This window comes from Bartonella saheliensis (genome assembly GCF_902162175.1).
This window is the reverse complement of record NZ_LR607205.1, coordinates 41,472-53,288: the sequence shown is the minus strand read 5'-3', so window position 1 is coordinate 53,288 and position 11,817 is coordinate 41,472. Positions and strand designations below refer to the sequence as shown.

Genomic DNA, 11,817 nt, shown 5'->3' with positions numbered 1-11,817 from the left:
ACCCGACATCGCGCATCCCGTCAAAATCCATGATCGCATCAACCATCTCTTCTCCACGAACAACAGGACAAGAAGCACCTCCTGGAATCACTGCTAAAAGATTATTCCATCCGCCACGAATACCACCGGTATGTTTTTCAATTAACTCACGAAAAGAAACACCAAGAGCTTCTTCAAATGTACAAGGTGCATTTACATGCCCCGAAACCATAAACAATTTCGTTCCAACATTATTTGCACGTCCAATCGATGAAAACCACGAAGCACCTCGACGTAAAATCGTTGGAACAACGGCTATAGACTCTACATTATTGACAGTCGTTGGACATCCATAAATTCCCATATTTGCAGGAAATGGTGGTTTAAGCCGAGGTTGTCCCTTTTTTCCCTCAAGACTCTCGAGAAGAGCCGTCTCTTCACCACAAATATAAGCACCCGCACCATGATGAATAATAATATCACATGCATGCCCATATTTCGTTTTTTTACCTAGTAAACCGGCACTATAACACTCATCAACAGCAGCTTGAAGTGCTTCACGCTCGCGAATATATTCACCGCGAATATAAATAAAAGCAACATTTGCTCCCATGGCAAAAGTAGCAATTACACATCCTTCAATGAGAGTATGAGGATCATGGCGTAAAATATCACGGTCTTTACATGTTCCAGGTTCTGATTCATCCGCATTGACAACCAAATAATGAGGACGACCATCACTTTGTTTGGGCATAAAGGACCATTTCATTCCAGTAGGAAAACCTGCTCCACCACGGCCACGCAACCCCGATGCCTTTACTTCATCAATAATCCAGTCACGACCTTTTTCAATAATTGCTTTGGTACCATCCCAATGCCCACGTGACATTGCAGCTTTCAATGACTTGTCTTTTAAACCATAAATATTGGTGAAAATGCGATCCTTATCAGCTAGCATACCCCACCTTTTTTTCTTTTGCCCGTAGCATTCTTAGCTTTTCCTCAAACGCAGCTTTAAAACATATTTTTTAAAACTCTTAACTTTCCGTTAAATATTGTCATATGGGTAAAATTATAAAATATCCCCTCAAAAAATAGCTACTATGCGCCCAATCCTTCCTTATCTTTTTTCTTTGAAGACTTCAGTGATTTTTTTTCTTTACCATCAATGAGAGAAGTTAACCCGCTAATTGGCTCGGATGATTTACGACTATTTTGCGGACCAACCATTATTTCAGAACCTTTCCCCGCTGCAAATGCATCAATAATTTCTTCAAGGCGTTCTGCTGTAAGATCTTCATAAGTATCTTTAAAAATCATAACCATGGGAGCATTAACGCAAGCACCAAGACACTCCACCTCTTCCCATGATAATGTTCCATCCGAATTGGTAACAAAAGGTTCGTGATGAATTTTTTTCTGACAAACTTTAATTAATTCATCAGACCCACGTAACATACAGGGTGTGGTTCCACAAACTTGAATATGTGCCTTCGTTCCAACTGGTTTGAGTTGAAATTGGGTATAAAAGGTCGCAACTTCTAAAACACGAATATATGCCATGGAAAGAATCTGCGCGATATGCTCAATTGCAGCACGTGTCACCCAGCCATCTTGCTCTTGAGCACGCATTAATAATGGAATCACCGCAGACTGTTCACGCCCTACAGGATACTTCTTTATGGTATTTTGTACCCATATCTGATTTTCTTTTGTAAAAGAAAAATCTGCGGGTTGATAAACATCATCTGCAAGACGGCGCACGGACATTAGCGATCAACCTCCCCAAAAACAATATCAATTGAACCTAAAATAGCTGTCGCATCCGCCAACATATGCCCTCGAGTTAAAAAATCCATGGCTTGAAGATGAGCAAAACCAGGAGCACGTAACTTAACACGATAAGGCTTATTGGTTCCATCAGAAACAAGATAAACCCCAAACTCACCCTTTGGAGCTTCCACAGCTACATATACCTCACCTGGAGGTGTATGAAAACCTTCTGTATAAAGTTTAAAATGATGAATAAGCGCTTCCATCGAACTTTTCATTTCACCCCGCTTTGGGGGCACAATTTTGCGATCTAAACTCGAAACAGGTCCATTTTTTTCCGTACTTAGCAAACGATCCACACATTGACGCATAATTTTGGCCGATTGACGCATTTCTTCCATACGAATCAAATAACGATCATAACAATCACTATTCTTACCTACAGGAATATCAAATTCCATCTCATCATAACACTCATAAGGTTGGCTCTTACGCAAATCCCATGCAACACCGGCTCCGCGAATCATAACCCCAGAAAAACCACGCGCCCAAGCTTCATCAATACCCACCACACCAATATCTACATTACGCTGTTTAAAAATCCGATTTGGTGTTATAAGTGCATCCAGTTTACCAAGAGCAACAAGAAATGGATCAATAAAATTACCAATATCCTCAATTAAAGATTCTGGTAAGTCTTGATGCACTCCACCAGGGCGAAAATAATTAGCGTGAAGACGTGCTCCACACGCACGTTCATAAAAAATCATCAATCTTTCACGTTGCTCGAATCCCCAAAGTGGCGGTGTCAATGCACCAACATCCATTGCCTGCGTTGTTACATTAAGCAAATGATTAAGAATGCGCCCAATCTCAGAAAATAAAACACGTATTAATTGCCCTCGTTTTGGAACTTCAACGCCCAATAATTTTTCAATAGCAAGTACAAAAGCATGCTCTTGATTCATGGGAGCAACATAATCTAAACGATCAAGATAGGGGCCTGCTTGAAGATACGTCTTTGTTTCCATTAATTTTTCGGTACCGCGATGCAATAATCCAATATGCGGATCTACACGCTCAACAACTTCACCGTCCAATTCCAGAACCATACGCAAAACTCCATGCGCTGCAGGATGTTGCGGTCCAAAATTGATATTAAAGTTTCGAACACTGACCTCAGCCACAATATACCCCTTGCTTTTCTAAAACTTCATACCAAACGTTAATAAAAACTCTTATCACACCCAAAACTGGTATTTTAAAGACTCACATCCTAATCTTAAGCCTTATCAGCTCCCATATCATTTCTTGACATCTCCTTTGTCATCACACGGTAAAACATTTTGTGCTCCTTCCCAAGGAGAAAGAAAGTCGAAACTGCGCATCTCTTGTCGTAAAACAACTGGCTCATAAATGACTCTCTTTGCCTCATTATCATAACGACATTCAACAAACCCAGTTACAGGAAAATCTTTGCGCAAAGGATGTCCTTCAAAACCATAATCCGTTAAAATACGTCTTAAATCGGGATGCCCTGAAAATAAAATCCCATACATGTCATACGTCTCACGCTCATACCACTCTGCCCCAGGATAAATAGAACACGCGGAAGCAACGGGGGTATTTTCATCAGTACGTACCTTAACACGCAAACGCACATTCTCACGAGGAGATAAGAGTTGGTAAGAGACATCAAAACGCTTATCACGAGAGGGATAATCAACCCCACTAATATCTGTAATATTAATAAACTGACAGCGAGAATCATCACGAACAAACATTAATACATCTGTAATTGCATCAAGACGCGATATTATCGTTAATTCACCAAATGCAAGAATGGTTTCTTCAAGCTTATCGCCTAATTTGTCTTTCAAATAGGTAGCAAGTTCAACCAATGTTTCACTCATCATAACAATGAAGCCCCTATCGCTCTATGGAACCCGTACGACGGATTTTTTTCTGCAGTAATAATATACCGTACAGCAATGCTTCCGCTGTGGGAGGACACCCTGGAACATAAATATCCACAGGCACAATACGATCACACCCACGTACAACCGAATAAGAATAATGGTAATATCCACCACCATTTGCACACGATCCCATAGAGATCACATAACGCGGCTCCGGCATTTGATCGTAGACTTTTCTTAAAGCTGGCGCCATCTTATTTGTTAGAGTGCCTGCAACTACCATCACATCTGATTGGCGGGGTGAAGCGCGTGGAGCATATCCAAAACGCTCATTATCGTAGTGAGGCATAGAACACTGCATCATTTCGACAGCACAACAAGCCAAGCCAAAACTCATCCACATGAGAGAACCAGTACGCGCCCAAGTAATCAAAGCATCTGCTGAGGTAACCAAAAATCCCTTATCTGACAATTCAGCATTAACATTACGGAAAAACTCATCATCAGAACCTATTAATTTGCCCGTCTCTGGATCAATAATCCCTTTTGGCTTTGGAGCAATCATCATTGAATTGTTAGATATTAATCCCATTCAAGAGCTCCTTTTTTCCATTCATATATAAATCCGATAGTTAAAAGTGCTAAAAACACAATCATCGACCAAAAGCCAAACATACCTATCGAACTAAATGAAACTGCCCAAGGAAAAAGAAAAGCAACTTCAAGATCAAAAATAATAAACAAAATTGATACTAAATAAAAACGAATATCAAACTTCATGCGCGCATCATCAAATGAATTAAACCCGCATTCATAAGCCGATAATTTTTCTGGATCGGGAGAACGATAAGCCACTATATAAGGCATAATTAAAAGAACCCCCGCAATAACTGCCGAAACAATGATAAAGATCAAAACCGGTAAATAAGAGCTCAATAAATGAGTCATAATCCTCTTCCACCTTAAATGAAATGATCTAAACTAACGTAATCACTCCACATTATTAAACCAAACAGAAATTACGAATTACTCTATTAACTTCGCTCGCAGCATTTTAAGAACATATCGAGCAATAGTTTTCTTATTGGCATAGGTAACGCAGAGCAAAGAAAGACGCAAGCCTTATTCTTATAAAACACATAAAAAGGAGAAAAACTTAACATTCTATAGAATATTCTAAAACCAATACTCTATGCGTTATACATTCTACTAAAGATACTTTATTCAATAAAACGGGAAATCCATAAAAAAATAAGAAATGGCGCGAGTGACGGGGCTCGAACCCGCGACCTCCGGCGTGACAGGCCAGCACTCTAACCAACTGAGCTACACTCGCACACTTCTTTCGAACCAATTCATGGTTGGCATAAGCGATCGTGTAAGGGGTTCATTCGTTTATGTCAAGCAGGCTTATGCATTTTTTAAAAAAAATCATCAAACACAATCTTTATTCTTGCGTTTGTAAAATTTTTTCCTTAATAGAGTGCACATTCGATTGCTAATCATTGTATTGGGCGATTAGCTCAGCTGGTAGAGCGCCTCGTTTACACCGAGGATGTCGGGAGTTCGAGTCTCTCATCGCCCACCATTTGGTTTTCTTAAAAAAAATAAGTCATTGTTTTTTCATATCTTTTTTAGGATTAGGGAATCTAGAACAAAGATGCGGAAATAGGATTTTACAGTATACCTCTATAGGTCATCTATTTTTTTCCAACTTTCTCAAATAATTTTTAAAATTCTTCTAAGCTCTATTCATTATCAAGAAATCAAAAAGTTTTATGATAAAATTTTGCAACAAGCATAAACTTTACCTTTTCAGAAAGATATACTTTAGACTAGGTTGTGTAGAATTATGATCCTACCTTACTTCTCCACAAATTGTTTCACAATAAACTCAAAATTCCTCATTTAGTGCAATTTTCAAAAAGAACTCTATCCTAGAAATTATTTTGATTAACATTCAAGTAATTTTATTAAAAACGTTTAGAAATTCATTTAAATGATTGACCTTTTGCAAGAACTTTGTAAAAAGATGTACTTGTTTTGGAGGGGTGGCCGAGCGGTTTAAGGCACCGGTCTTGAAAACCGGCGTGCAGGAGACTGTACCGTGGGTTCGAATCCCACCCCCTCCGCCACAGCACTTTTATCGTGCTATAACTTATTGATTTTGTAGATGTTTTTTTAAGGTGCGGGATAAATAAATAAAGGTTCGGGAATAGGATTTTCAAACCTGTACCTAAAAAACACTTTCTTTTTTACCGACTCTTTCCAACAATTTTTTAAATTCTGCCAAATCTTGCTGTGAAAAATTTCCTAAAGTTCTAACAAACATGCCAACAACTTCACGCCCAAATGAATCAGAAGTCTTTATCGTAAAACTCTTACGGCAAGAATCTGCCTCTTTTCTTAACTTTGAAGCAGTTTCTTTATCTAAACCGTAAAGCTCTATGACCTTTTCTTCCATGCCAACGGGTACAAATTTTTTGCCAATCTCAACTGAAGATAAAAATGATACGGATATATCTCATTTCTCAGCCATATCTAAAAGACGTTCTGAGTGATCAAGGCGAAGTTTTCGTAAAATTTTGCCAAATGATGTCACCATATAAAAAGCCCTGTTAGAGAAGAAAGATTTCTTCTGATTCTAACAAAGCTTTTTGAGACTTGCTTCAATTATTGCGAATCAGCACTTCCTTTCCAGGTGTTTTTTGCCATACTGGATGTCCGAACTGTCTCTAATTCTAAAAAGTCAAAATCTTTAAAGATCTCTCGAACAGCATCACAATCATTCAGACTCAAAACAAATTTACCTTGCATGCCTTTGAGAACTTTTGCCATATTGACAAAATCGTCCCCAATAAAATTTCCAGAGCTATAACGCTTCTTCTTTATAAGATAAGGTGGATCTCAATAAACTGTCCGGTGCATAAAAAATTCAACAACCCGTTCCCACGATAAGTTTAAAATAACTGTATCAAGCAGTTTTTTCCTAACACGTCTCATTTTTGCTAAAAGTTTGTCCGGATTAAAGCTTACCGTTTTTTTTCCTACAAAGCTAAAAGAATAGTAATCTTCTTTCCCATACATGACGCAACGTTGGAGAAACAAAAAGCGCGCTGCTCTTTCAACTTTCGATAAGCTCTCTGGATCAATAGCAGAAAATTTTAAAAAACAACTGTCTCGAACAAACAAACCACTCCAATCGTTTGGCTAAATCATCAAAGTCATTTTGAACACATTGAAACAGATTCGTGATCTCACCATTCAGATCATTAATGACGGAATATTTTGCTGGTCTTTTGTTTAGGAAAATGACGCCTGAACCTAAAAACGGTTCAACATAAGTTGCATGATCAATGCTCTTTAAAATCGGTATAATTTTCTTACGTAGATGATGTTTTCCACCCATCCACGCAAATAGTGTCTGTGTAAAGTCTTGTTTTGTCATATTTTTAAAGGAAAGGTTTTATGTGCTTTAATTTTTGGTGAACCATTGTTTTAAATGTGCAATGACATTATCTATGGCATCCATAAGACGGGCAAAATCTAGAATAAGCAAAAAAAGAAAAAATGCTATCCATTTCATGAGGCGCGACATCACTTTCACACTTTGGTAGGCAATCATCATTTCTTGAAGAGTTGCTTTTTCCGCTTCTGTAAGCTCTGTGTGTTTTTCACCCTTTTTTCTTACCATGTTCCCACCCACACAAACGTTCGCCTTGCTTATTATGTTTTAAGATCTCTCTTGCTAAGTTTGAACTGATGACATACAAATCGTGCTGGCTTAAATAAATAGGCAACCAACCAACACAAGAAGAAGCATATTTATGGGTCACGCAACCAGTCAGAGAGAGCAGAGCGCACATCAGTATCAGTCTCTTTGTTAACTTCATTTTCTACCTCAAGACGTGTGATTGCTGTCTTTAAAGCATTCTCTGTTTGTTTTTGCTGTTCAGCCTTTTTGCCAAGTGTAAAAACTCTCGCTAAAACTATAAAAAAAGCGGCAAAAGCCGCACCTGTGAGCATGAGATTTTTTTTTATCCATAAGATCATAAACTCTGCTCCTGAAAGCGTTTGGCAACAAGGAAAAGACCAGCACCTGCTGCGAGAACCATAATCCCTGCTAATGCCCATTGGATAGGACCATTGCCTGCTAATAAGCCTCCAAGTCCAGAAAAAGAACCAATAATGGGTGCCAATGCTTCTGCTTTAAAGAGAGCTGTTGAATCCTTTGTTTCTACGGTTTGGTAGTTGGAGGAAACAAAAGCGCCTTTTGCCCATAATCCTGCTTCTGCTGCACGCCGGTGGACAAGGCCTTGTAAACGTTTACCACCTGCTTTGGTCCATTTTTGTAATTCGGCAGGTATCGCTTCATAATCGCCTTTGTTCAGTCTTTTAAGCAGTGTCGAATTTTGGAAAGCTGGAATGCCTACATTATAGCAAAAGGAAACAAGAGCACCAAACTGCTCGTCACTTAAATTTACACCCACTGCTTTTTCGACTGCTTGTTCATATTGGTGCAAATCTGCTAACAGCATGGTTTCAGCTTTTTTTTCTGTAATCACCATCCCCTCAACAACTGTTGGTTTTCCAGCTTTCCCTGTATGTCCATAGCCAATGGTCCAAACACCCGAGACATCTTGATAAGCCTGCAAGCGCAAACCTTCCCACTTTTTCAAACAGCCTAAACAATCTTCGCTTATTTTCCGTGTCATTACTTTATTCCATCCTATAAATAGACCTTTATGAGTACAGCGCCATCGCCACCATCGCCGCCAATTTTGTCATCACCGGGCTTTCCATCGAAATATCCACCGCCACCGCCACCGCATTCTTTACCACCTCTTCCCCCGTTACCACCTTTATAACTTTCACCACCTTGTCCCATGATAGAACCCTTGCACTTACCGCCACCGCCACCGCCGCCGCCCAAAAATGAACTGCCACCGCTACCTGCTCTCTTATTGTCGATTCCACCACCACCACCGTTTCCACCAGAGAAAATAGCACTCTCACCGCTGATGCCCTCTCTACTTCCCCCTCCATCACCGCCTTTCCCTCCAAAATTAACGAGGGTCATACCAACGGAATACCCTCCTTCCGCAGAAAGAACGCCCTTAATAATCGTCCTACCACCATTGCATAAAATATTACTGTCGTTACCTTTACCACCACGACCAATGTAAACTGTTTTTAATTTGTCTAAATCAGATCCTTTCATGTTAACATGAACGCATTGACCGCCGCCGCCGCCGCCACCTTTAACGCCTCCACCTCCTCCACCCCAAGCCCATATTTCAATATCTGTCTGATCGGTGATCCCTTCTGGCCAAGGAATGTCTCCATTTTCTGTCATGAGGATTTCAATAGGTTTTCTCCCCCAACTGCCATTATGAGAGCCACCGCCACCACTGCTGTTGTTGCAATTTGCTTTAATTGAAGCCATGAGGTCGGCAGGTGAGATAAGTGCATCTCTTGTTTTTGTGCCATCAATCCAGTCTTGTTTTGCAAGAGGTTGGATGAGATCAACTTTTTTCTCTACACTGCGTGCTGTCTCTTGCGCTTTATTGGCTATTGTTTGTGCAGTGGTCGCAATCGTTTTTGCATCCGCAGCATTTTTTTGTGCAACGCTTGCCTCAGCTTGTGCCTTTTCTCCTATTGCTTGTGCGTCTTTTGCTGTCTCTTGCGCTTTATTGGCTGTTGTTTGTGCAGTGGTCGCAATCGTTTTTGCATCCGCAGCATTTTTTTGTGCAACGCTTGCCTCAGCTTGTGCCTTTTCTCCTATTGCTTGTGCGTCTTTTGCTGTCTCTTGCGCTTTATTGGCTGTTGTTTGTGCAGTGGTCGCAATCGTTTTTGCATCCGCAGCATTTTTTTGTGCAACGCTTGCCTCAGCTTGTGCCTTTTCTCCTATTGCTTGTGCGTCTTTTGCTGTCTCTTGCGCTTTATTGGCTGTTGTTTGTGCAGTGGTCGCAATCGTTTTTGCATCATTTGCAACATGAAGCCCTTGTTGTGCAGCGTCTTCAACTTTATCAATTTTTGCAATCTGTGTACGTTCTTGGGGCGTTAAGATAAGATGTTCGCTTCCTTCTTTCATATTGTCCATATCAAATGCATTTTTTTCTATTTGATCTGGATCATAGACTGATTTTGACATCCCAACAGATTTTGACGCTAAAAAATAATGGATGGTATTTTTGAGATCTGCCGGAGAGATGGGATAATAAGCGCCTTCACTTCCTTTATGCCATTTTTCTATGGTTGGCTGGACAGGGCTTAGCCATCGTAGCTTTGCTCTCTCTTCTGTTGTCAAAATCTTTTTGCTAGGTCCCTCATGCATATTTTCCATGGAGAATGCATTTGCCCGCACATTGTCTGGATCATATGTTGCCATGTTCATATCGCCAATTCCTAAAGGCGATATTTTTATCCACCCACTCCCGGATAAAATGGTATTTTCATGGGCTTCTCCACCTGCATCAAGATCGCCAATTGTGACCTTATCTTTGTAAGCAAGAGCTCCGATATCTCTCTTGGCCACCGCATCATCGGCTTTTTTTCCCTGAGCTGCCGTTGCAAAATATTCCACCCCATAAGCGGCTGCGCTGCCCACTGAAACGGGTGCAAGCGCCTTACTGTCTAAAACACCTTCTTTGACTTCTTCTTTTGTTGCTGGTTCAAGCTTAAAGATATGTGTGTGATAGGGTAATGGCATGGTCTTTCATTCCTTAATCCGTTTGTTCGTGAGATTGTGTGTGGAGAGTGAGATACTGTAAGCGCAAGGCATCAATGGTTTTTTGCATGATCTCAAGACGTTGTTCTGTTGCTTTTTGATACTGTGTCAAAGCGCTTAAAAGATCGTTCTGTAGGTCGTTTTTGATAAGATCAAGGACCTTATTTAAAGGTGCGTGAACCATTTGATTGCTTGCATAAAAAAGGACGCGGATTTGTTCCGCGTCCGCAATATTATCAATAGCGGCTGGGTGATTGATCATCTAGAGAACTCACGATTTTATGGCATAAACAACTGTTGTATTCACAGGGCGTGTTTCGCTTTCACCTGTTGAAGATATGGTTACCTTATGGGTGTGTGCTCCAGCAGGCTCTGTTACTCCTGTGGTGTAATCGGGATCATAATATGGGTTTCTTCGACCAACTCTATTGGGTAGCCATCCGAATGTTTGATAGCGAAAGTTGTGGGTATGCTCCCCCGCTTCTTCAATGGTTGCAGCGTGTGTATGTGTTTTGATAGCATCATACTGCGTTTTGGCAAATTGTCGACTTCTGTCTAAGCCGCGACCATTATCAAAGCCTCGTAAAAACATTCCTCTCAAATCTGGAACTTTAAAAGTTGTATCGCTGTCTTTTCCCCATTGTGTCCCTATTGCCTCGAACAATTGCGGATAATCTTTACGTTTATAGGTTGCTCCATCACATAAAAGCCAACCATTTGGTAGTTTTTGCATCGCAAAGGTTGCAATAAACCCACAAGGGAAGGTTTCGATCTTTGGAGGTGGAAGTGGGGTGGGATTTAAGAGATACCAGCTTTCCTGTGCTTTTGTTGATACGCCATCATTATAGACGATTTCATAGATACCACCCGTTTGTAACTCACCGCCCTCTAAGGGCACTATACCCATATTGCTTGCTTTATAGAGTGGTTTTGCGCCTATATTATTCACATTTATTGTAGCAGGTCCCACATTTGTCCCACGCGCTTTAAAGCGTAGCATGATATCATTTTTATATTTTGCTATAGGCGAAATTGTTGTTAATGTTATGGTTGTTGTTTTCTCTTGTCCAGTCACGATAAATTTTGCATCAAGAGACCCACCATTATCGGCAAGATATTCACGCACACGCTGCATCATGACACGCGCACTATCATTGACAGAACTAGGAGGTTGTCCCTCTGCCCAATTAATCATGCTATCGGAGTGCGCATTTTTATCCGCTGTTAGTGACCAATCATAAATATCAGACATTCTAAGCCCCCGTTCTTTTTTATAACTCTTCTCATCGTTGTTGCATTTTTTGCTGCCCATCTGAGCAAACAGAACGAGGGGGGTGCCCCTCTGCCCCATTAATCATGCTATCGGAGTGCGCATTTTTATCCGCTGTTAGTGACCAATCATAAATATCAGACATT

At 40.5% G+C, this 11,817-nt stretch carries 16 protein-coding genes, 3 tRNA genes and 1 pseudogene; 2 read left to right on the top strand and 18 right to left on the bottom strand.

Annotation, left to right across the window (positions count from 1 at the left end; genetic code table 11):
* The 7 genes from nuoF to FS875_RS05245 form a co-directional block, all read right to left on the bottom strand.
* Nucleotides 1-937 (bottom strand): NADH-quinone oxidoreductase subunit NuoF (gene nuoF / locus FS875_RS05275; protein ID WP_144753979.1); only part of this gene is annotated, 937 nt, incomplete at its 3' end.
* A 143-nt stretch (nucleotides 938-1,080) separates the two neighbouring features.
* The gene (nuoE, locus tag FS875_RS05270) at nucleotides 1,081-1,749 is read right to left on the bottom strand and encodes an NADH-quinone oxidoreductase subunit NuoE (protein ID WP_144753976.1); all 669 of its coding nucleotides are present in this window, start codon (nucleotides 1,747-1,749) and stop codon (nucleotides 1,081-1,083) included.
* The gene (locus FS875_RS05265) at nucleotides 1,749-2,939 is read right to left on the bottom strand and encodes an NADH-quinone oxidoreductase subunit D (RefSeq protein ID WP_144753973.1); all 1,191 of its coding nucleotides are present in this window, start codon (nucleotides 2,937-2,939) and stop codon (nucleotides 1,749-1,751) included. Before FS875_RS05265 ends, nuoE begins: the two co-directional genes overlap by 1 nt.
* Before the next feature lie 117 nt (nucleotides 2,940-3,056).
* Nucleotides 3,057-3,665 carry an NADH-quinone oxidoreductase subunit C gene (locus tag FS875_RS05260; RefSeq protein ID WP_207999974.1) on the bottom strand — a complete coding sequence of 203 codons (609 nt, stop codon included), beginning with the start codon at nucleotides 3,663-3,665 and terminating at the stop codon, nucleotides 3,057-3,059.
* Between the two features lie 16 nt (nucleotides 3,666-3,681).
* Complete coding sequence (locus FS875_RS05255) at nucleotides 3,682-4,263, bottom strand: NuoB/complex I 20 kDa subunit family protein (RefSeq protein ID WP_144753967.1); 582 nt, start codon at nucleotides 4,261-4,263, stop codon at nucleotides 3,682-3,684.
* Nucleotides 4,254-4,619 carry an NADH-quinone oxidoreductase subunit A gene (locus FS875_RS05250; RefSeq protein ID WP_144753965.1) on the bottom strand — a complete coding sequence of 122 codons (366 nt, stop codon included), beginning with the start codon at nucleotides 4,617-4,619 and terminating at the stop codon, nucleotides 4,254-4,256. The genes FS875_RS05255 and FS875_RS05250 overlap by 10 nt, the downstream gene beginning before the upstream one ends.
* A 311-nt stretch (nucleotides 4,620-4,930) precedes the next feature.
* Nucleotides 4,931-5,007 (bottom strand) — tRNA-Asp (locus FS875_RS05245).
* 176 nt (nucleotides 5,008-5,183) lie between these two features.
* Here FS875_RS05245 and FS875_RS05240 point away from each other — a divergent pair.
* Nucleotides 5,184-5,259, top strand: a tRNA-Val gene (locus tag FS875_RS05240).
* Nucleotides 5,260-5,716: 457 nt separating this feature from the next.
* Nucleotides 5,717-5,806, top strand: a tRNA-Ser gene (locus tag FS875_RS05235).
* 101 nt (nucleotides 5,807-5,907) lie between these two features.
* On the opposite strand, the pseudogene FS875_RS05230 reads toward FS875_RS05235, so the two are convergent.
* From FS875_RS05230 to FS875_RS05185, 11 genes and pseudogenes are all read right to left on the bottom strand, one after another.
* Nucleotides 5,908-6,276 (bottom strand): annotated as a pseudogene (locus FS875_RS05230) (XRE family transcriptional regulator).
* A 68-nt stretch (nucleotides 6,277-6,344) separates the two neighbouring features.
* The gene (locus FS875_RS11035) at nucleotides 6,345-6,509 is read right to left on the bottom strand and encodes a hypothetical protein (RefSeq protein WP_246067861.1); all 165 of its coding nucleotides are present in this window, start codon (nucleotides 6,507-6,509) and stop codon (nucleotides 6,345-6,347) included.
* Between the two features lie 69 nt (nucleotides 6,510-6,578).
* Complete coding sequence (locus FS875_RS11030; RefSeq protein WP_246067865.1) at nucleotides 6,579-6,863, bottom strand: hypothetical protein; 285 nt, start codon at nucleotides 6,861-6,863, stop codon at nucleotides 6,579-6,581.
* A complete protein-coding gene (locus tag FS875_RS11025) occupies nucleotides 6,820-7,080 on the bottom strand; it encodes a DNA adenine methylase (protein ID WP_246067863.1) in 261 nt (86 codons plus the stop codon). Before FS875_RS11025 ends, FS875_RS11030 begins: the two co-directional genes overlap by 44 nt.
* Before the next feature lie 66 nt (nucleotides 7,081-7,146).
* A complete protein-coding gene (locus FS875_RS05220) occupies nucleotides 7,147-7,365 on the bottom strand; it encodes a hypothetical protein (protein ID WP_144753962.1) in 219 nt (72 codons plus the stop codon).
* 131 nt (nucleotides 7,366-7,496) lie between these two features.
* A complete protein-coding gene (locus FS875_RS05210) occupies nucleotides 7,497-7,724 on the bottom strand; it encodes a hypothetical protein (protein ID WP_144753956.1) in 228 nt (75 codons plus the stop codon).
* Nucleotides 7,721-8,386, bottom strand: coding sequence for a lysozyme (locus FS875_RS05205; protein WP_144753953.1), 666 nt, complete (start codon nucleotides 8,384-8,386; stop codon nucleotides 7,721-7,723). Before FS875_RS05205 ends, FS875_RS05210 begins: the two co-directional genes overlap by 4 nt.
* A 14-nt stretch (nucleotides 8,387-8,400) precedes the next feature.
* On the bottom strand, nucleotides 8,401-10,383 hold the full coding sequence (locus tag FS875_RS10810; protein WP_281282244.1) for a glycine-rich domain-containing protein: 1,983 nt from the start codon (nucleotides 10,381-10,383) through the stop codon (nucleotides 8,401-8,403).
* Between the two features lie 13 nt (nucleotides 10,384-10,396).
* Entirely contained in the window at nucleotides 10,397-10,663 is a 267-nt protein-coding gene (locus FS875_RS05195; RefSeq protein WP_144753949.1) for a hypothetical protein, read from the bottom strand.
* A 9-nt stretch (nucleotides 10,664-10,672) separates the two neighbouring features.
* Nucleotides 10,673-11,653: a tail fiber protein gene (locus FS875_RS05190; protein ID WP_144753946.1), complete on the bottom strand. Its 981-nt coding sequence runs from the start codon at nucleotides 11,651-11,653 to the stop codon at nucleotides 10,673-10,675.
* Nucleotides 11,654-11,684: 31 nt separating this feature from the next.
* Nucleotides 11,685-11,816 carry a hypothetical protein gene (locus FS875_RS05185; protein WP_425456899.1) on the bottom strand — a complete coding sequence of 44 codons (132 nt, stop codon included), beginning with the start codon at nucleotides 11,814-11,816 and terminating at the stop codon, nucleotides 11,685-11,687.
* Nucleotide 11,817 lies beyond the last annotated feature (1 nt).